This is a genomic window from Okeania sp. SIO3B5, from assembly GCF_010692555.1.
Taxonomy (GTDB): Bacteria; Cyanobacteriota; Cyanobacteriia; order Cyanobacteriales; family Microcoleaceae; genus Okeania.
In genome coordinates this window covers 1-22,722 of record NZ_JAAHHG010000128.1, presented here as the reverse complement: position 1 = coordinate 22,722, position 22,722 = coordinate 1, and the positions used below count along the sequence as shown (strand labels likewise).

Genomic DNA, 22,722 nt, shown 5'->3' with positions numbered 1-22,722 from the left:
CAATAACTTTTTGGCTTTATTCACGCATTGAGATGCACCCCTTTAATTCTCCTTGGAGGATAATTCCCTTCTAGCATGATAATAAGTTTATAACACATAGCTGATAGCTGATATCATGTCCGGTTGAATAATTAGGGCTTGCTGATTAAATCTAAAAGCATTGGCAGATAAAGGCTTTAGGTTTTTTTGGCCTTGAAAAAGTACAAGGTTTTCGTTCTAGGGAACTCAAAAAGTTAGGATTTTGGATCGACTATCGCAGAAAAATCAAGGGATAATTCTTTCTCCTGACTCCTCTAAATTCCCCATTTCTCCTGTCTCCTGTCTCCTGTCTCCTGTCTCCTACCTCAGCAAAAAGACTTTATTCAGCAAACCCTAATTAGACTTTGGTGGAAGGAAGGCAGGAGGCAACCCACCCCTAACCCCTCCCAGGAGGGGAAGGCAGGAGGCAGAAGGTTTTCTCAAGAGTGTCACCTTGATTTTATACACGCTCCGATGCTACCGGACATGATATGACTGCTGAATGCTTACGTTCTATGAACAACAAAAAGCCTAAGTAGGGCTTGTTGAATAAATCTAAAAGCATTTACAGATAAAGGTTTTAGCCTTTAAAGAGCGAAAAAAAATGCAACTTTTTCAGCTTGAGCGACCAAAAAGTTAGGATAAAAGGCAGAATAATTGCAGAACAATCTTGGGACAAAACGCCCGCTCCTACCTCCTATCAATTCCCTTTTCTCTTGTCTCCTGTCTCCTGTCTCCTGTCTCCTACCCTCACCCATAAGACTTTTTCAGCAAACCCTAAGTAGGTAGGAATTAAAATTTATTCTGAGATGAAGGCAGAGGGCAGAAGGGAATAGCTTTTAGAACTACTTTACTTTTTATTACACACTTAGTTTTTTTTGTGTCAACTTACTTATAATCTTTTGAAGATATAACAGTTAAAAACTGTAAACAAACTTATTAAACGTTATGGGTATTCTCTTATGAAAAAAATTTTTCAGAAACTACTTTTAATAGCAATAATGATTACTACCAGTATTACCCTTATTTTGACCCAATCTTCTCCTGTTAAGAGTCAATTATCTAAGGGTTTTACCCTCAAAAAAATGGTCTTAGCAAACAGCAAGGCAGGGGATGTTTTTGGCTATTCTGTAGCGGTAAAAGGCATTTATGGACTGGTGGGTGCGCCCTTTAAAGATGCCCCCAGTCAAGACAGTGGGGCAGCCTATTTATGGGATTTAACGACTGATCGACAGTTAGCTAAATTAATCCCCCCAGACTCTGAATCTGGTGAACAACTGGGTTATGCTGTCGCCTTGAATCAGAATTCAGCCCTCGTGACAGCTCCCTATCGTGATGTGAATGGACAAGACAAAGGAGCAGCTTATCTCTTTTCTTTGGATAATATCAGGAATAGACCTAAACAATTCATAGTTTCTAACCTCAAATCAGAGGATCTCTTTGGCTATGCTGCAGCAATGAATGAGAAATATGCCGTAATTAGTGCAGCCTACAAAGATGCTGAAGGTATTGACAGTGGGGTGGTTTATGTTTTTGATGTGAACACAAGAAAACAATTGCATAAATTAATACCCAGTGATGCCAGTGCCGGGGATTTGTTTGGTTATACAGTGGCCATTGAAGATGATTACGCGCTTATTGGTGCGCCCTATAAGGATGAAAAAGGAATAGATAGCGGGGCGATTTATATATTTGACTTAGAAACAGGCCAGCAATTAAAGAAAATTATCCCGAATGATGGTAGTGCGGGGGATTTATTCGGTTTTGCTGTAGCCGTTTACGATTATTATGGCTTAGTCAGTGCAGGCTACGACGATCCCAATGGCACCGATAGTGGTAGTGTTTATTTGTATGATCTCGGCACTGGAGAACAGGTACGGAAAATTGAACCAAATGATACTCAAGCAGGAGATGTTTTTGGGCGTTCTGTGGCAATGACTGCAGAATATAACTTAATTGGGGCAGGTTATCAAGATGCTCGAGCCTTAGACGCAGGTTCAGTGTATTTACTCAATGATGGGACTTTAACCAAGTTAATACCGAGTAATCCAGAAGCAGGGGATGTTTTCGGCTATTCTGTAGCAATTAATGAGGATTTTGCCTTAATTAGTGCGCCCTATACGGACGAAGAAGGTGTTGACAGTGGAGTTGTTTATATTCTTGACTTAAATCAATAGACATCTCCAATAATCAAAAATAAAATCAATTATCATACATAAATCATCAATTATATCATGTTCGGATAATCAGTTATAAAAAAACTTTATCCCTTTTAACCCTCTCTTCCCTTCTGCCTTCCCCTCCTGGGAGGGGCGAGGGGTGGGTTGCCTTCTGCCTTCCTGACTCCAAAGTGTAATATCATGTCCGGTTGAATAGTTATAAATAAACTACTCAGGAGTCAGAATTCAGAATTCAGAATTCAGAATTCAGGAGGAAAGAAAGAAGAAGAGAAGGAGAAAGTTTTTTCATCACTAATTATCCGGACATGATATAAGTACTCAACCTAACATGATATTATTTCCCCCTACTCCCTACTCCCTACTCCCTACTCCCTCTTTTCTGGAGATGTCTAATTATGAAAATTGCTATTTCTAATCTTGCTTGGTTAAATAAAGAAGAGGATTTAATTGCTGATATTTTGCCACAGTTTCAGGTTCAAGGTATTGATATTGCACTGACTAAAATTTGGCAAAATCCTCTTGCTGTTTCTCTTTCAGAAATAAAAGCCTATCGATCTTTTTGGCAGAATCGAGGGATTTCTTTGATAGCGATGCAGTCTCTTTTGTATGGACGATCTGAGTTAACTCTTTTTGAATCTTCTTCACAAAGAGAAGCGATGTTTAATTATTTGTCAAAATTGATAGAAATCGGTCATCATTTGGGGATTAAGATTTTAGTCTTTGGTTCTCCTAAGCAACGAAAACGGGGTAATTTATCTCCAGAAATTGTAGAGGAAATAGCTCTTTCTTTCTTTGCTCGAATTGGAGAAGTTGTTCAGCAATATGACATGACATTTTGTATTGAACCCAATCCGACAGTTTATGGTTGTGATTTTATTACGAAATCTCAGGAAGGCTATGAGTTGGTTTGTCGGGTTAACCATCAAGGTTTTGGTCTTCATTTGGATGCGGCTGGAATGACATTAAGTCAAGATTCCATTGAATCTGCTTTAACAATGGCTTTGCCTAAACTTTGTCATTTTCATATTAGTGAACCGCAATTAAAAGTGATTGGTGAAGGGGAAGTTAATCATCAGCTATTAGCACAAACTTTAAAGCGTCTTCATTATCAAGGATGGACTTCTATTGAAATGTTAGCTCAAAGTGATTTTGATAATTCTCAAAATGTAATTAAAGCTTTGAAAATTGCTAATCAATATTATGGGAATCCTTTGTAGGGGCGGTTTCCTTGTAGGAGCGATTCCCTTGTAGGAGCGATTCCCTTGTAGGAGCGATTCCCTTGTAGGGGCGATTCCCTTGTAGGGGCGATTCCCTTGTAGGGGCGATTCCCTTGTAGGGGCGATTCCCTTGTAGGGGCGATTCGCGAATCGCCCCTACAGGGTTTAATATCATGTTCGGATAATCAGTTATAAAAAAACTTTATCCCTTTTAACCCTTTCTTCCCTTCTGCCTCCTGCCTTCTGCCTTCCTTCCTCCAAAGTGTAAGTATTCAACCGAACATGATATAAATCACCTTCTAAACGTTTATTGCTGATTGCTAATTGTTAAGATGAAAATTGTCAAACTTCTACCTCAAACTGAACGTCAAGCTCATCAATGGATTATCATTTTTTCGTTAATTATTTTACTCTTGGCTGTTGCTATTGGTAGCTTCAGAAATGTAGGAACATTTAGTGTTGAGTCAGATTTTTATGGCGTTTATGCGGTGCAAGCAGAACGAATCTTAAACGGGGAAATTTATACTTATCAACATAATCCCCCTGGTTATTGTTTATTATTAGCAGGAATCAGTATTTTCATTGGCAATAGTTTTGTCGCTGCCAAGCTCATTAGTGCCGTTTCTTTGGCATTGTTAGCTTTAGTGATTTATGCTTTGATGAAAACAATTGTCTCTTATCAATTAGCTTTTTGTTGTACGCTTTTATCTATTACTACTTTATTTCCAGCTTCTTTTTTGGCAGCAATGGATTTAGTCAGTACTTTAGTCATTCTATTACCTGTATGTCTATTTTTAAGGTCTTCGATTTTAACTAATAAAACGGTCTTTATTTGTGGAAATTTAGCAGGTTTTGCCTATCTCTTTCGTACCAATGCCATTTTTGTACCTATAGGTATTATTATCAGTCTTCTACTTATTAATTTTCAGCAAGAAATATTCTGGAAACGCTTAATTAAGGTTAGTTTCTTTATGGGCGGATTCATTTTGATCGTTAGTCCTTGGTTGATTTATAATTTGCAGGTTAATGGCAGTTTTTTTAACAGTACCGCTTATCTACAAATTGCAGCTAACTTTTATCATCCTGAAGGAGATTATTCCATTACATCTCTTGCAGAAATGGGAATTAAATTTAATTCTTTGACAGAGGTTATCCTGCATCATCCTTTACATATTCTAAGAAAATACTTACAAGAAATTCTATTTTTTAATATTCCCAAACTTTTTATTCCTTTGTCATTGATAGACCAATTTCCAGCCTTAATTATTTTCCCTTTATTATGGGTAGGGACGGGATTAATTTTATTTTTAAATGAACTCAAAAATCATCAAGATAATTTATATCGTCAAAAAAATATCGCTTTTTTAATGATTTTTTTATTCGGTTATTTGTTGTTAGGGCTAGTCAGCTTTCATCGTAGATATTACTTTTTTATTTACCCATGTGTTTTTTTGTTGAAGCTTTATCCATTAATCAAACTTGAGTGTTTGAAATTCAGACAAATTAACCCTCTCGTAAAACGAATTTTTACATACTTTTTCATCTTCAGTTTATTTACGGGAGTTACCCTAGCATCTGGCATTGAAACCTATTTAACCTTAAGGGATGAACCTAAATATTTACTGGTCATTGCCGAATATTTGAAAGCATCTAGTTCTCCCAATGAAATTATGATTATTCGTAAACCTCATCTTGCTTATTTAGCCAATTTAACACCGACTTTTCCCCTGGCTAATACCGCTAATGAATATATTAGCAAAGCCAAAGAAATAGGCGCAAAATATGTCGTTTATAGTGACTATGAAGCAAGTCTTTGGTCAGGATTAAATTCCTTAAGTAGTCCCAAAAACTTACCGCCTTCCTTACAATTAATTTATCATTATCAACCCACAAATACCTTGATTTATCAAATTAATAGTAAGCATTTCCTGCGGAATGCTGCGCAAACAGCTATTAGCTGTCAGCCATCAGCAATAAGACTCAGATGAGTGTGGTAAGATTTAATTCTGGCTCAATAAGAATCTGCTCTTAAAGACTGGATTTAAAGAAAGCTTTTATGTAATATAAAATGGGTGCATCTCAATGCATGAATAAAGCCAAAAATTTATCGCTTTTAGGGAACAGGGAATATATAGGAAAAAAGTATTTTTGCTTGCTATGAGATGCACCCTATAAAATCTGGTTGAACAGTTGTCATTGCGACGATAGGAAGCAATCTCTTAAAATCCTGAGATTGCTTCCTTCCACTCCGTTCCAGTCGCAATGACTTAGATATAGTTAGGGCTTGCTGAAAAAGTCTTTTTGCGCTCGACAGGGAGTAGGAACCCACCCCTCGCCCCTCCCCCTCCCAGGAGGGGAGTAGGGAGTAGTGAAAACTCAAGAGGAATCAGAGGTTGTAGAAGACATACAAAGGAAAAATTATCCCAGGCCCAAGTCTACCCAATTCTTACCCAAATACTCAATTTTTGAGCATTCTTAGGGGAGTTCAGGGGTACCTTTTCACTACCTAAAAAGCCTAAAACCAATATCAGTAAAGACTTTTATATTTAATCAGCAAGCCCTAGTTATTATCCGAATTTTATATAAAACCAAAAGCAATAGCTGATAGCTGATAGCTGACGGCTGAATGCTTACGATTAATGCCGATCATTATTTATAATAATTGTGTTATTTTCAATGAATAATTGATAATTATAGCTAGTTTTCATTATTCATTATTTATTATCAAAAACTGCCAAAAAGCAATGACTATCAACATTGAAAATTGTTTAACCTTAATTGACGTACTACAAACCCGCTCTCAGTACCAAAGTAATGAAATTGCTTACCGTTTTTTAAAAGACGGTGAACTTGAAACAGATGCCATTACCTATCAAGAATTAGACCACAAAGCAAAAATAATTGCTAGTCATTTACAATCTCTTAATTTAAGTAATCAAAGAGTAATTATTGTCTATCCTTACGACAGAGGAATAGAATTTATTACAGCATTTTTTGGCTGCCTTTATGGAGGGGTTGTTGCTGTTACCTGTCATCCTCCCTTAAATCGTCATGGAATGCTAGAAATTCAAGAACGTTTAAATGATTCTGAAGCGAAAGGACTGATAACTCATCCAACATTAATTAAGCAATTAAAAGATAAATTAACTATTTCAAATAATAACTTTCATTGGATAGTAAATAATGATATTGCAACTGTAGCAAATGATTGGCAAAAACCAACAATTACACCAGATAGTTTAGTATTTTTACAATATACCTCTGGATCGACAGGAAAACCAAAAGGAGTTATGATTACTCATCAATGTATCCTTTATAATCAAAAAATGCTGAAATTAGCTTTTGGTAATAATGATACCTCAATAGGTTTAGGATGGTTGCCCTTATTTCACGATATGGGTTTAATAGGATTAGTTATTCAAGCATTATATGTAGGAAGACCTTCAATTTTTATGTCTCCTGTTGCTTTTATCCAAAAACCTGTCCGTTGGTTGCAAGCTATATCTCGATACAAAGTAACAACAAGTGGCGCACCGAATTTTGCTTATGATTTACTCTGTCGTCATGTTACACCGCAACAACGAGAGAATCTCGATCTAAGTCATTGGGAACTGGCATTTTGTGGTGGTGAACCCATTCAAATTCAAACAATTAATCAATTTTGCCAATTATTTAGTCCTTGTGGTTTCCGTCGAGAAGCTTTTTATGCTTGTTATGGGATGGCAGAAGCTACCTTACTAATTACAGGGGGACAAAAAGGGAGATTTCCTACCCTTAAATATATCAATGAAATGGCATTAGAAAATAATTTAGTTGTCACAAATTCTCATAAAAAAACTGGTTTTTTGCCGATGATTAGTGTGGGAAAACCTTGGTTAGATGAACAAATTAAAATTGTTAATCCCCATACTTTACAACCTTGTTTACCTGATGAAGTAGGAGAAATTTGGGTATCAGGTTCGGGTTTAGGAAAAGGTTATTGGCAAGATATAAAACGAACAACAAAAACCTTTAAAGCTGATATTAAAGATACACAAAAAACACCTTTTTTAAGAACAGGAGATTTAGGTTTTTTACAAGGGGAAGAATTATTTATTACAGGTCGCTTAAATGATGTAATGGTCTTTTGGGGATTAAATCATTATCCTCAATTAATTGAACAAACAGTTGCTGAATGTCATCCTGCTTTAAGACAAAATTGCACTGCCGCTATTTCGGTTAAACAAGAAGGAGAAGCTCAGTTAATTATTGTCTCAGAAATTGAGCGAAGTTATCGTAATTCTCTAGATTTTGATGAAATTGTGGCACAGATTTGTTGGTCAGTTTTTGAGAAATATATGATTGATGTTTATAGCATTGTTTTACTCAAAACAGGAAAAATTCCCAAAACTTCTAGTGGTAAAATTCAGCGTTATGCCTGTAAAATGAAATTTATTAATGATGATTTTGATGCGATTTATCAATGGCGTTGTCACCCCAATCAATTAAGGGATATAACCTCAGTTTTTCAGCGATATTTTAACCCCGTTACCCATCTTAAACGTTACTTCTTTATTTTACGAGGAAAAATGAAACGATTATTGACAGCTAAGTAGTTAGCTATGGTAGTGGATTGTTTCATCTAAAAATGTGCATTAGCTTTTAACTTGAAAATTCTTACTTTTGACTTTTGAATTAAATCTAATGCACTATTTTTGGTGAAACAGTCCAGTAGTGGATTGACACAGCTAAAACTGTGCATTAGCTTTTAACTTGAAAATTCTTACTTTTGACTTTTGACTTTTGACTTTTGAATTGAATCTAATGCAACATTTAAGATGAAACAGTCCAGTAGGGTGTGTTAGCGCCAGCGTAACGCACCAATAAACTCGGTTTTATCGCTTTATAATCAAATTATCCTTTAACCAACTTAAAATACCAATGGCCAAAAACCAATTTCTAGACAACCGATACCAAATTATTAACAAGTTGCAAGAGACTAACAGGACTTACGCAAAGACGCTATATATAGCGTATACCAAATAGAGCGATTGCTGACGCAAAGCTCCGCTAACGCTATAATTTTTAAAGCGATCGCCTAAAGATTTTTGCCATTGTTAAAAAAGGTTAAAAAATACCTATAAAATAAAAATAGCTCTGAATTTTATTGTGGGCTTTTTCAACTCTTGGATCAGATAATCTGAGAGTAATTCATGTTTGACTTGATAAATAGTTTTTCCTATTTTCACTGCTAATATGCATAAGAAATTCCAGACTAACATAGCACAGGCTATGTGATTTTTTTGAATATCGCGCTCGACGACATTGACAAAATTCGCTTGCGTGTTAATTGCTTAATTCTGGTGTGAAATTCTTCTATTTTACATCTAGTTTGAGATTCAAATTCTACAGCATATACTGAAGATTGACTTAATATCATGTCCGGATAATAGCGTGATAAAAAACCTTTTCCCTTCTAACCTTTTCTTTCCTTCTGCCTCCTGCCTCCAGCTCCCGCTGCCTTACCTCCTCCAAAGTGTAAGTATTCAACCGGACATGATATAAGTCATTAGTGACAGTATATTCTGTTCTGTTGGTAGAAACAGTTGCCCGTATGGAGCTTAACTTTTTTATGATAACCAGGGAGAAAGTGACAAAGCGCTCGCTGATTATAAACAAGCTATTCAACTCAATCCCAAATTTATCAATCCCGAATTTGTTAAGGCTTACTTTAGCAGGGGCAAGTAGTTAGACAAAATTAATTACACAAAATTAAATCTTAACCCTCCATCCAGCCTAGATATTAAGATTTATAGTTTGTCAATAATTCTATCCAACTACTTACCATTTGTAGGTTGGGTTGAGGTAACGTTTTGCTGACGCAAAGCTCCGCTAACGCTGCGCGACATGTTTGCGGAGCATTCCGTCAGGAAAAAGCGGAGCTTATCCGCAGGATAAACCCAACATATTCAGCGAGTTGGGTTTCACTTCGTTCTACCCAACCTACTTTAAACAACAGCACTTATGCGCCCAAACAAGAAACCGGGTTTATTGCCCTGATTATTTTCGCTCTCACGAAATTTCCTATACTATGTAGGACTAACACTTATACATATATCAGCTTATGAAAATTGCTATTATTAGTTCGGGATTTTTTCCTGTTATTGATGGAGTAACAGTTACTGTTTTTCAGCGATTACGGTATTTAAGTAAATCCAATCATCAAATTTTATTATTTTGTCCTGATTACCGTTCTCTGTCTTCTATTTATCCTAATTGGCAAAAATATACTGGCAATATTTTTCCTAATATACGAGTAATTAATTTACCCAGTACCCCTTTTATGAACGTCGAATTTGAACGTAATGTTAGTCAATCATCTTATCAAATTGTTTTACAAGAATTACAAACTTTTCAACCTGATATTATTCATGTAGATGAACCAGAAAGACTCTGGTTAGGTTTCTTAAAAAGAGCTGGTATTGATTATGCAAAAAAAGCCAAAATTCCTTGTGTAAGCTTTTTCCATACTAATTTTATTGAATATTTTGAAGACTATTTCCCTTTACCGCAATGGACGATAAAAATGATTCAATGGGTTGCTATTCATCATCGTAATTGGATTTATCATGGTTACGATGCTACCTTAGTTTCTAGTCCTACAACGGCAGAAAAATTAACTAAAATAGGTTTAAAAAATATTATAACAGCCAATTTATTAGGGGTAGATATTGCTGAATATAATAATCAAAATAAAGAACTAAATTATTTTGAAAAAGCTTATCAAATCAGCGGAATTGAGCAAAAAAATAAATGGATTTTCTTAGGACGATTAACCCCAGATAAAGGATGGAATTTTACCTTAAACGCCTTGACGCAATTTTCTGATTTGATTGATTGGCAGCACATCGCCATCATAATTGCTGGAGAAGGAGAAATGAAGACAGAAATTTTCCAAAAAATGCAACATTTAACTCCTCATGTTTATTTATTAGGTCGCGTTTTTCCTAAGCAGATTCCACCATTATTCATTAATAGTGATATTTATATTACTACTTCTGAAAAAGAAACTAAAGGACTAACAATTTTAGAAGCATTAGCCGCAGGCATTCCTGTGATTGCACCTCGTTCTGGTGGTATTATTGATAGTGTTCAAGATGGTTATAATGGCTTATTATTTACGCCGAAAAATGCTAAGGATTTTATACAAAAATTGAAAAATTTGTCAGAAAATACAACCATTAGACAAAAAATTAGCGCACAGGCAAAAGCCTCCATTCATCAGGGATGGGAAGAAGTAATAGAGAATCTCCTTAATATTTGGCAAGAAATACATAGGGCTTGCTGAATAAAGTCTTTTTGCTGGGGTAGGAGACAGGAGACAGGAGACAGGAGACAGGAGACAGGAGAAATGGGAATGAGCGAGGAGGTAGGAGCGGGCGTTTTGTCCCAAGATTTTTCTGCTCAACTATGCGCCTAAAATACGCTCCTTTTTGAGCATGAAGAGCTGAAATAGGCGCACTTTTTAAAGGCAAAAAAAAGGCTAAAGTCTTTATAGAACCCATTTGAGATCTATATAATTGTGGTAGTCAAGTCTTTTCGCGCATCAATGAGTGAGAAAAAATCATCTGAAGGAGTGTTGAATTTTTTGTACTATCTCTCCCCACATCTTCTCTCTTCCCTCTTACCTCCTGTCTTCCCCTCCCCTCCTGGGAGGGGCTAGGGGTGGGTTGGGAGGGGGAGGGGCGAGGGGTGGGTTGTCTCCTGTCTCCTAGCTAAAAAAACTTGATATTTATGAAGATACGGTTAGGGGTTCTATATGCCAATGCTTTTAGATTTAATCAGCAAGCCCTAAATATTTATACTCATTACCTCTCTAAAGCTTAACAGTAGAAACTTCCAGAATTTAGATGCGTTTTCCCTGCTCTAAACTCCAGTTGGAGTGGGGATTAATATTAATGATGGATAGTGGTGTATAGATAGTGGGAGCATCTTGCTCCCGTTTTAATATCATGTTCGGATAATCAGTTATAAAAAAACTTTATCCCTTTTAAGCCTTTCTTCCCTTCTGCCTCCAGCATAGCAGCATAGCTGCCTTCCTTCCTCCGTAGCGATTGCCTCTGGACTAATAGACATCTCCAAAAATAAAAAATAAAATCAATTATCGTACAGAAGTTATCAGTTCTTCCCCTCCTGGGAGGCAGGGCTGTTTCAAAGTATTGTAGATTAACGATTTAAGGAGAACGGAAGATGAGGGGATAGTGAAACAGTAAAATTTGCCAAAATTTGCCGATTTTTCAGCAAAGTACGCGTCTTTAAGCTCTAAGAGAATATTTGGTTCAACGCCGCTTAAAAGCCTTCATCCCCGTGTCTGGTGTGTCTGGTGTGTCCCCGTGTCTATCGAGAATGAAACAGCCCTGCTCCTGGGAGGGGGAGGGGCGAGGGGTGGGTTCCCTATTGCCTATTGCCTATTGCCTATTGCCTATTGCCTATTGCCTATTGCCTATTGCCTATTCCCTATTCCCTGTTCCCTATTCCCTATTCCCTAATTGAAAAAATTATCCCTACTCCAGTTAATGTTAAGAGTAGGGATAAATATTAGTTCCAATATCTGGAAATATAGCACTGACATCTAGAAGTTAAATAAATTGAGCAGTTTTGAAAGCTGAGAGATTTTCAGAGAAAGTAAAAAGATAATAACTAATTGACACTACATTGCTTTCTTTTACGCTTGAGCAAGGAAAATGCTCCAAAAACACTAGCAAATAATCCTATTGTTGTAGTAGGTTCTGGTGTGGAAGTAAGGTTCACATTATCAACTAAAAGTCCAGAATCAACTGCAAATCCTCCTGCATCCGCCACTCCAAATCCTAGAGTATAGGTTCCTGCCTGAGTAATCTCATAAGAAAAACTTTGATAACCAGTTTCGCTGAAGAAAACAGTATCAGAATCAACGAAATCAGAGAAAGTATCAGCTAATAATTCTAAGAAAGGATTATCTAATACATCACTTGTTAGGGAGACAAAAGAAAAGTCGTTGAAGTCATCATCAGGTGTCAATTCATCTGTCAAAAAGTTAAAATCAAATGTGAGGATATCTCCTTCTTTGGCTTTAAAAGTTTGCTTAATGGCAGAGGCTTCAGGAACCCAGCGACCTGATAATTCTTCCAGACTACCTTCAGATAATCCTAAAAATTCTTCAACCTCATCATCAGGTGTAGCAAGTAGCTCGTTGATAATTAACCCTTTAGAATCATCATTTGGGGCTGGAGTACTAGCGTTACGACTCTGTCTTGGTTGTATATTAGTAGCACCGAGAACCCCCCAACCATTGAAACCATCTTCAAAATTACCATTATTTATTCCATATACAGGTGGGGGTGTAGGTGTGGGAGTAGGTATAGGTGTGGGGACAAAATTACCAACAAACTCACCACCAACATCTTCTATAAGTTCCCGATGCTCTACGACTCCAGTAAACCAGGAGATATCACCAAATTCACTGGTGGTAGTCGAACCCCCAGAAAGAACTCCTGCAATTAATAACTCGCCATCTACTTCTACCAGAAGGGGACTACCACTATCCCCAGGAGCAGTAGCTCCTTCATTTGTGAGGGGCGAAGAACTACTATTAAAACTGGATAAAGTGTTATTGTCATCACTTCCATCATCAAAGTCAAGGTTGAAAATGTTTGAGCCAAAGGTCTGACTAAATCTTGGATCGAAACCGCCATCTAACAGATCGATTGTATTTTCAGCAGCCCAACGCAGGCCATCTGCAGTATCTTCATGACCGACACTACCTAAACCATTGAAACCGAAACCAAGTACAGTTGCATCTTCACCAATAAGGTTTTCAGGGTTGAAACCAAATAGCCTTAAAGGATCGATTGAATCTGGAGCAGCTTCCTCAAGTTTAAGTATAGCGATATCTGTACCATCCAATAGACCAAAGGTTTCATCTTGGAATATATTAGTTACGGCAATATCTGCTAAAACACTGTTTTCTGGATCGTTACTGCGAAATTGTACTCTAAAGTCTTCAGGAAAAAAATCCTGAACACAATGTTGAGCAGTAAGTACATAATTACTTGCAATCAGCGATCCAGTACAGGCACTTTCAAATTTATCTGTATCAAAATCTAGTGAGAAAATCTCGGTGACAGATGTAAAAGGAGCGCCCAGAGCTTGAGCAGTGCTGGCTCCTACTGTATCATTTATTACTATGCTTCGTACTGATGTTTGAATGCTCTGGCTAGTCACTAAACCAAGTATGCAACTAAGCCCTATTTTACTAATGTTTTTCGCTTTAAAAGATTTGAGTATGGAATTACTGGATCTTGCTTTTAGTTTGTCATTTTTTGAGACATAAAGATGCATTGCCTAATTCCTCTGGATGATGAATGACATGGGGATAAGACTAAATTTGTCTAGCCCATTGATTTTTCCTTACAGTATAACAATTTTAATAGAAGTCAGGTAATGAATTTTATATTATTGTTAAAATGTATCAAAAACTGAGAATTATAATTTTAATAAAATATAGAATATACAGAGGAAAAAAAATCAAAATTATTCATATAAACTTCATATAAACTTCATATAAGCTTCATCAAAACTTTATATAAGTTTATAGGACTTTTTACTTAAGTAAAGCAAATGATTTCTGCTCTATGTATTCTAAAATATACTTCTCAGGTCTCTTTCCTTTATCTAAATTAAAATTGCTATAACTTAGTATGGGTAATTTTAACACCAGGCTTGACTATATATAGCACTATATAGCACTCTCTGTGTATCTACGGAATACCAGGGTATTCTATAATGATGCTGAAATGTTCCTGTTAATATTGATAATTAATATTAAGTCCGGTTAAATGGTTATAGATCGATTAAGTCAGGAGGAGTCAAGTAGGGGAGCGGTCGGATTAGCGAAGTATAGGAGGAGAGAGAATTACAAGGATTTAGTAGTTATGACAATTGGAGATTTTTTTGATGTCCAATCAAAAGGATTTGATACAATCAAGCAGAAAAAAATCATACTTTTGGCTGACAAAAATCTTTGAGTCAGTAGTCAGTAGTCAGTAATTAGTAGTCAGCAGTCAGTAGTCAGTAGTCGTCGAAACTGAGAATGGGGCCGATGGTAATTTTCACACCACCAGCCCCATTGACATTCTCTATAAAGATAGGGTTATATACCTATAAGGGAAAAGATATAGCAGAAGAAAGAAGGAAAAGTATTACCTTGTCTGAGTTTTGAACTTTTGAACTGTCCTAACCTTTGCTTCGACTGCTATAATAACCTTTTTTTTCTGTTTCTTATATCATGCTCGGATAATCAGTTATAAAAAACCTTATATCTTTGAACCAATATTCCCTTCAGCATAGCTGCCTTCTGCCCTCTGCCTTCCTTTCTCCAAAGTATAAGTAGGGCTTGCTGAATAAGTCTTTTTGCGCTCGACAGGGAGTAGGGACCCACCCCTAACCCCTCCCAGGAGGGGAGTAGGGAGTAGGGAGTAGTGAAAACTCAAGAGGAATCAGGGGTTGTAGAAGACATACAAAGGAAAAATTATCCCAGGCCCAAGTATACCCAATTCTTACCCAAATACTCAATTTTTGAGCATTCTTAGGGGAAAACAGGGGTACTTTTTCACTACCTCAAAAGCCTAAAACCAATATCAGTAAAGACTTTTATATTTAATCAGCAAACCCTAAGTATTTAACCGAACATCATATTACATCTAGTTAGTACAAAAAAAGCAACGTATTATACTATTTTATCCATAAATTATCGGTTGTAAAGTTGAGTAAGTTGTAGTAAGCGATCGCTCAGTTCTTGAGTCAAAAGCTCTGAAGTAGTGTAGCGCCAGCGCCACTGTCCAGGATTAACACTAGGATCATTCATTCGAGCGCCGTTATCTAAGGAAAGAATATCTTGGAGAGGGAATATTGCCGTGTCAGCAACGGAAGCGGAAGCTAAACGCATGAGCGACCAACTGATTTCATGGATATCACCATCACTAGCATAACCCAAATATTGAGCAACGTGCTGTTTTATTTCCTGAGGAGCTTGTAACCACCAACCGACAGTAGTATCGTTATCGTGAGTACCCGTGTAGACTATGCAGTTGTTAATATAATTATGGGGTAAGTAGGGATGATCTGCCTCACTACCAAAAGCAAACAATAATATTCGCATTCCTGGAAATTCAAAGCGATCGCGCATTGCTTCTACTTCTGGAGTAATAATTCCCAAGTCTTCTGCCAAGATAGGTAGAGTTCCCAGAGCTTCCTGTAATTTGGAAAATAATTTGTATCCAGGTGCTTTTACCCATTCGCCATTAATAGCATTATCTTCCCCTGCGGGTACTCGCCAGAAAGCTTCAAAACCACGGAAATGATCGATGCGCACGATATCTACATATTGTAGAGTTGCCCTAAACCTTTCGATCCACCAAGCAAAGTTAGTATTAATTAAGTTTTCCCACTTATAGACAGGATTTCCCCATAACTGCCCAGTGGCACTAAAATAGTCTGGTGGTACTCCTGCTTTCCATGCAGTTTCTAAAGTTTCTGGGTTGAGTTCAAAGTTTTCTGGGTGACTCCAAACCTCTGCACTATGATGACAAACATAAATCGAAACGTCGCCAATAATTTTGATATTTTTACTATTACAATATCTGCGTACTTTTGTCCATTGTTCAAAAAACTGAAATTGCAAGAACTTATGATATTCAATATTTTCGTGTAATATTTCAGTTGCTATTTTTACTGCACCTGATTCTCGACGAGCTAAACCTGTTTCCCATTGATTCCATGTTTTATCTGGGTTGGCCTCATGCAAAGCCATAAACAGAGCATAGTCATTCAGCCAATATGATTGTTGTTGGGAAAAAATTTCGTATTCTGGTGGAATGGCTTGTTTGAAGCGATGGTAAGCTTGCTGAAAATATTTAGTTTTGTGGGGAATAACTTCTGCAAAGTTAACTCTGGCATATGCTGGATCTCCTTCTGAAGGTAGAGGTATGAGTTCATCAGGATTTAATAATCCTTTCTCTGCCAATATATCTAGACTAATTAACAGAGGATTTCCTGCAAAGGCGCTGAAATTCATGGTATAGGGTGAATGTTCATAACCTGTTGGGCCTAAAGGTAATACTTGCCAAATTTTCTGTCCACTTCTGGCCAGAAAATCAATAAACTCATAAGCTGATTTGCCTAAATCCCCGATGCCGAACCTACTGGGTAAGCTGGTAGGGTGTAGTATGATGCCACTTGCACGTTCAAAAGTCATAGTGTTTATAAGTCAAAAGTTAAAATTAAAAAGTCAAAAGTCAAATAGATTAATAGTTTCTACATAATAATTTCTTTGACTTTCAGCTTTGTAAGATATTACCAGATAGTTCATAAAAATATAGTCAAAAGTGTAAACTGGAATCAAATCATTATCTATAAAACTTGCTTTTGAGGTGTAAGATTCTTCTGTAATAATAATTAATCCGTTATGAACCAGGCTTTAACTGCTTAATTTATCTGGCTTTTTACTTTCAACTTTTAATGAATAAAAGTGCTAGTATATCAAAGAAAAATTATTAGGAATATAGGCCATGAATTTGAAGTTGTATTTTATCCGACATGGAGAGACTACATACAGTAAAACTGGCGGTTACTGTGGTATTTTAGACCCAGAATTGACTCCAGAAGGTTTAGAAATGGCAGAACAATTTGCTAAAACTCATAGCTCATTAAATTGGACTGCTGCCTATGTTAGCCCCATGAAAAGAACAATTGCTACTGCAAAACCTTTGTGTGATGCAGTAGGATTAGAAATGCAAATACGGGATGGTTTGAAGGAAATTGCTTACGGAAAATGGGAAGGAGAAACTCCAGAAACAGTTAATCGCAACTATCATGATGAATATGTTCGTTGGTTAACAGATCCTGGTTGGAATTCACCCACTGGTGGAGAAAAAGGTATAGATATTGCTCGTCGCTCCTCTCAGGTAATTCAAGAAATTCAAGACAACCATGAAACGGGTTATTAACAGTTAAACTTAAACTGTAGAAAATAGTTGTCAAACGTAGAAAAGTATTGTAATATTAAACAGTTAATAGAAAGCGTAAATTTAGGCAATGAATGATTTCGAGCATTATAGTAATCACGGGCGAGGGCAACAAAATTTGAGTAGACAGACCCATGAAAGTTGTTGACAGACATATAATTAGACGAACACATAACTTTTGGCAGGTGTGTGATGAGTTAGCCTTTAAATCAAAAAACTTGTACAACCTGGCTAACTATTATTGTCGTCAGCATTTTTTCTGTACTGGTCATAGTCTGGATTTAACTAAACTGTACCACGTCACCAAAAATAGTGATGCCTACAGAGCATTACCAACTAAAGTATCAAAACAAATAATAAAATGCTTAGTTGCAACTTGGCGTGGCTATTTTCAGGCAATCAAAGAATGGTCAAAATATCCACAAAAGTTTTTAGGTAAACCTAAAATACCAAAGTATAAGAATAAAACTCAAGGTAGGAATGTAGTCATATATTCAAGAGAATCAGTCTATAAAGCCCCTCTAAAAGATGGTATTTGTCACTTATCAATGAGTGAAATCAAAATACCTGTAGTTGTGGAAACTGTAATCGAAGTCAGGATAGTACCTGCTACTAGCTGCTATATAATTGAAGTAGTGTATGAAAAAACGAGGAGGCCACAAATACACTCAACATATGTAGCTGGAATAGACTTAGGGATTGATAGATTAGTTGCTCTAGCTACAAACAAGCCTGGCGTGAAACCATTGCTTGTTAATGGGAAGCCACTAAAAAGTGTCAATCAACTGTATAATAAGCGTAAAGCTAAGTACCAAAGTCATCTCAAAGGCAACAGAAAAACCAGTCGTAAGATTGAAGCATTAAGTTATCATAGAAATCGTTTTGTGGAGAATTATCTCCATAACACCAGCAAATTAGTTGTCAATTATTTAGTAACTAATAATATTGGTACTGTAGTAATTGGAAAAAATGATAATTGGAAACAAGGTGCAAACATCGGCAAAATCAACAACCAAAAATTTACCCAAATACCTCACTCCAAGCTAATTGAACAGATAACTTATAAATGTCAACTGGCAGGAATCAAGGTAATTGAAACAGAAGAAAGTTACACCAGTAAAACATCTGCTATTGACTTAGAAAAACCAATATGCCATGAAAACTATGTAGGCAAGCGAGTCAAACGCGGTTTATTTAGGAGTGGAACTGGTATAGTTATTAATGCCGATGTTAATGGCAGTCTTCAAATAATTAGAAAGAAATTCCCAGGGGCATTTACTGCCGAGGGAATAGTGAGCTGCGCCGTACAGCCAGTATTGGTTAATCCAATATCAAGATAAAAGCTGTTTCATTTTTCTACAGTTTTTTTCGTACGGTAAGTAAACCTGCTAATTCTGCTTCAGAATTAGTATTAAGAATTGATCCCGTATTAACAAATACTTTACCTCCAGGTAAAGCAAAAGCATTGAGAGACTTGTCTCGCACTACATAAAATTCGTATTCAAAATCATCTCTACCCATTAACTCCGCAATGGAATTACCAATTTTAGTTACATATTCGACTACCTCCTCATCTTCTACAAGTGACAGTTTTTTCTTATACGCATCTGCTGCTCGACTACCTAAACCTGATTCTCCTTGCAGCATCAAACTGCCCATTTTCAAAGTTTCACCCACAGCAGTTCCCACTACGTTACAATTACCGATCAAAGCGCAACCACCAACTCGGATAGCAGTTCCAAAGAGACCTTTGCCTACCATTTGTCCCTTAATTCTACCCTGGAATTTGTCAAAGTTATCGTCGGCAATTTCTAGAAACTTTTCTGCTTCTGGATGATCTGGGTTAACTAAGACAAATTGACGAGCTGCGATAGATGCTTGTAAATAGTCTTTTTCCTTTCTCAGTGCTTTTACATGAGCTTCAACTATTTCTACTGAGTCAGGTAAGATACTGGCGGCTTTTTCCAATACTTGCAGAGCTTCTTTTTTCTTTTTCTTCTTTTGTAATGTTTCAGCTAATAATAGATGACTAGGAACAAATTCCGGATTTTGTGCTACAAATTCTTGCAACATTTCCAGGTTATCATTTTTATCGGCAGCTTTTTTTGCTTCTTCCCACTGGGTTTGAATTTCGGTTGGTAACTGTTCAACATTGTTTATGAGGTCTGGAAACATGGTATTTTGATGAGATTCAAAAGGTGCTTTGACTTTCCGGTAAAGTTCTTCTGCTGCTTCTCTGTCTCCTTGTTCATAGAAAAAATCTGCTTTGATTAGGGTTTCGTAGGCGTCTTCTGGTTCGGTTTCTGCTGTGCTGTCTGAGTCTGAGTCGTCGGAGTTAATTATTGTGGGTTCGGTTTCGGTTTCGGTAGTTGTTTCTTGTTGTTGGTTGGTAGGTGTGGGGTTGGCGATCGCTATTTGCCATGAGAAACCTATTTTCAGGAGTATGACTAAAAGTAGAGTTAAGATAAATAATTTGTGTGTTCTTTTCATGGTTGTAATTTTCCTTATTTACATTGTTACAGTGTTTCCCGTTGTTACGAGGTACAGATATCGTGGGTAAGATGCCCACACTACAATAATTTTACCAATTCAAATTTGTACCTAATTTGTTAGATTTCTAGTATTGCATTGCCACATTTACGGCTTCGGCAAAATATTTCTACTAGCTCGTCTAGCTTGAAAATGTGGGTAAATTTTAGAAAATATAGACCACTCCCCCCTTTCCAAGGGGGGTTGGGGGGGATTGTAGCATTGGGTTTTACTCACAATTTTAGTTTAGACTAGCTACTACTCTGGAAGAGAATAGATTTTCCTAGATAACATATCGTTTACTTTTTCTATCAATTTTTTATCGACTTTCCCCCATACATATCCAGACAACCACTCATTCAATGTAGGGTGTTTTCCTGTACCTTCTCCCAAAGTAAGAACATATATTTTTCCATTTTCTTCAAAAATTCTTCTAGCAATTTTACCAGGGTGTAAAACATGATTTTTTCTCGTGTAGTTTGTGATGTAATATTTATCTTGATTGATAGTTGTTCTAATAGTATCTATATCCCACGGACCGAGTATATCCAAATCTGTTGTCTGGCAATGCTCAACTTTTTCTTGGCTTTCGTGATCGGGTGCAATAAATTGTTTATTACTGATCATGACTCTAAAAACAAAATCAACATTACAACCTTTTGTCTTAAGGGAGCAAACTTCATTTTTTACTGGATAAAAATGATAATTTTCAGACTTTTCATCATAAGAAACTTGTATTTCATCATCACCACAAGGGACGTTTGCTATTGCACTTTCGGAACAAGAAATTACATACCACCATCGAGTCTTTGGATTCTGATTTCCAATCAACTTTACCCCTACATATTCTGCATTATTAGGCAAAGTAAATGTTTCTTGATGTCGTTCTGATTTAGGACCATCGGAATAGATTGTTTTACCATCTAAATACAATTCAATAGTATCGGGAATATCAAAAAACTCGTATTCTAAAGATACTTTACGATTAGCTCCCCTAGGAATTTCGAATAAATCGCTTCTAATTTCACTAGCGCCACTTACCCGCTTTTCATTACATTGAACAGCTCGTTCACAGCTAGCAATAGATAGAGATTGTCTAGAATTAATATTATTTTTTAATCCCGCAGAAGTGGCAGCTAAAGCTAATCCTATATTTCGAGTAATTTGAGTTTCACTAGAGGAGAGTTTATTTCCCTTTCCCCCAACAATATCAGCTATATTACCTAACTTTGAACTAACATTTTGATTGCAGTTAGATGACGTTAATAACATCGGTTGAGTAGTAGCAATTAAAGTTTCTTTAGTTAGATTTGCTTGGGGAAAATCAATGGTCTCTATTATTTGACCATCAGGTGATTTAATAATAGCTTGAGTGTCAGTAAATTCTCCTTGGTTGCCGTCAGTTAGAACAACTTTTGATAATTTATTGTTTTGGAATTCGACTTGAAAATTGTTGAGATTTTCAGGTTTAGCTCTGTCAAGAACTATGCGATTTTTTTCAGTTAATTTACTCTCATCAATGGCAGCTAGATTTTGAAATTTAATTCCATATAATTGAAAGCTGGCATTAGGTAAATTAATTGTATAAATTTGTTGAGCTTTGGTTGAGGGAGAAATCAGGGAAATTTCTCTTTTACCGGAACTAAAAGGCATTTGAGTAGTAATCAAAAAATCCTGTGGTAATGCTTGTTGCAAATCCAAATTAATATTTGGTTTTCTAGCTCTGGGTATTTGTCCGATAGTGGTTGACACTCTAGTTATTTCAGTATTAGTGGGAGATAAAGTTGCCTGGGCAGAATTATTAAAGTTTGCATAACATCCCACTGAATTAAAACTAAGTAAACCACAAAGGAAAATAGAGAAAGTTTTGTTTAGTATAATCTGCCCTACAACAACTAAAAAGCTGACAAAAGCGATAATCAAAAACTTAATTTTGCTCATAAATGACCTTACCGAATAATTAATAATTAATAATTAATAATTAATAATTAATAATTAAAGAATTCTGGTATAAAGCCTCCCCTTTTAAGGGGGAAAAAGCGGTCGTTTGCGGAGCATTCCGTAGGATGGGATGGCGTTTTGCTCCGCAACATATAAAGCGGAGCGGCTCTGTCAAGAGCGGTTTTAACCAGAGGTAATTATCAATTATCCATTATCAATTATCAATTAATGAATTAGGGTTTGCTGAAAAAGTCTTTTAGTAGGGGTAGGAGACAGGAGACAGGAGTAACAATTGTAAGAATAATTTTTCTGCCCAACTTTTTCCTAAAATGTTGCCAAACCAGTTCAATTAGAACTACTGTCCAAAGTAGCTCTAGTGCAAAAAGGCAGCTATGCTGGAGGCTTTAGTTATCTAGGATAGCAGAAGGCAGAAGGGAAGAAAGGTTATTGTACAAGGTTTTGAACCTTTTTTAACTGGTCAGTTATTTCCGCCATCCTGCACTAGGTCTTTTCGATCTTTTGGGATATCTGGTGGCTTGAAATTCATTTATCTATAGAACCCCTAAACGGATCTATTAAGCATCTCCTTCATGCATAGGGAGTAGGGGCGAATCGCGATTCGCCCGTACAGGAGTAGGGAACCCACCCCTCGCCCCTCCCCCGACCGTGGAGGGGAAAGAATTGATGAATAACAGTGCAATAAAAGAGCATGATTTTTGATTGTTGGAGATATCTATCTATAGTAATTAAATATCAATATCCTCACTTCTTGGCCTAAAAACCCAACATTAGCAA

General features: G+C 36.6%; 11 protein-coding genes and 1 pseudogene. 8 read left to right on the top strand and 4 right to left on the bottom strand.

What is annotated here, in order from left to right:
* The first annotated feature begins 980 nt into the window (after positions 1–980).
* The 6 genes and pseudogenes from F6K54_RS18375 (at position 981) to F6K54_RS18350 (ending at position 10,742) form a co-directional block, all read left to right on the top strand.
* On the top strand, positions 981–2,195 hold the full coding sequence (locus F6K54_RS18375) for a hypothetical protein (protein ID WP_293080187.1): 1,215 nt from the start codon (positions 981–983) through the stop codon (positions 2,193–2,195).
* 398 nt (positions 2,196–2,593) lie between these two features.
* Complete coding sequence (locus F6K54_RS18370; RefSeq protein WP_293080184.1) at positions 2,594–3,415, top strand: sugar phosphate isomerase/epimerase; 822 nt, start codon at positions 2,594–2,596, stop codon at positions 3,413–3,415.
* A 332-nt stretch (positions 3,416–3,747) separates the two neighbouring features.
* Positions 3,748–5,403: a glycosyltransferase family 39 protein gene (locus F6K54_RS18365; RefSeq protein WP_293080181.1), complete on the top strand. Its 1,656-nt coding sequence runs from the start codon at positions 3,748–3,750 to the stop codon at positions 5,401–5,403.
* 756 nt (positions 5,404–6,159) lie between these two features.
* Complete coding sequence (locus F6K54_RS18360; RefSeq protein ID WP_293080178.1) at positions 6,160–8,010, top strand: fatty acyl-AMP ligase; 1,851 nt, start codon at positions 6,160–6,162, stop codon at positions 8,008–8,010.
* A 1,024-nt stretch (positions 8,011–9,034) separates the two neighbouring features.
* Positions 9,035–9,142: pseudogene (locus tag F6K54_RS42990) on the top strand (tetratricopeptide repeat protein); the annotation flags it as partial.
* A gap of 376 nt (positions 9,143–9,518) precedes the next feature.
* Complete coding sequence (locus F6K54_RS18350; protein WP_293080176.1) at positions 9,519–10,742, top strand: glycosyltransferase; 1,224 nt, start codon at positions 9,519–9,521, stop codon at positions 10,740–10,742.
* Between the two features lie 1,352 nt (positions 10,743–12,094).
* Here F6K54_RS18350 and F6K54_RS18345 read toward each other — a convergent pair.
* A complete protein-coding gene (locus F6K54_RS18345) occupies positions 12,095–13,657 on the bottom strand; it encodes a trypsin-like serine protease (protein ID WP_293080174.1) in 1,563 nt (520 codons plus the stop codon).
* A gap of 1,525 nt (positions 13,658–15,182) precedes the next feature.
* Entirely contained in the window at positions 15,183–16,688 is a 1,506-nt protein-coding gene (malQ, locus tag F6K54_RS18340; protein WP_293080173.1) for a 4-alpha-glucanotransferase, read from the bottom strand.
* Between the two features lie 313 nt (positions 16,689–17,001).
* Between malQ and F6K54_RS18335 the strand changes: the two genes are divergently transcribed.
* Both F6K54_RS18335 and F6K54_RS18330 read left to right on the top strand, forming a co-directional pair.
* Positions 17,002–17,439: a histidine phosphatase family protein gene (locus tag F6K54_RS18335; protein WP_293080170.1), complete on the top strand. Its 438-nt coding sequence runs from the start codon at positions 17,002–17,004 to the stop codon at positions 17,437–17,439.
* Positions 17,440–17,591: 152 nt separating this feature from the next.
* Positions 17,592–18,797, top strand: coding sequence for a transposase (locus F6K54_RS18330; RefSeq protein ID WP_293080167.1), 1,206 nt, complete (start codon positions 17,592–17,594; stop codon positions 18,795–18,797).
* A gap of 16 nt (positions 18,798–18,813) precedes the next feature.
* Here F6K54_RS18330 and F6K54_RS18325 read toward each other — a convergent pair whose 3' ends face one another.
* Entirely contained in the window at positions 18,814–19,947 is a 1,134-nt protein-coding gene (locus F6K54_RS18325; RefSeq protein ID WP_293080164.1) for a M48 family metalloprotease, read from the bottom strand.
* A gap of 297 nt (positions 19,948–20,244) precedes the next feature.
* Positions 20,245–21,927, bottom strand: coding sequence for a hypothetical protein (locus tag F6K54_RS18320; protein ID WP_293080161.1), 1,683 nt, complete (start codon positions 21,925–21,927; stop codon positions 20,245–20,247).
* Positions 21,928–22,722 lie beyond the last annotated feature (795 nt).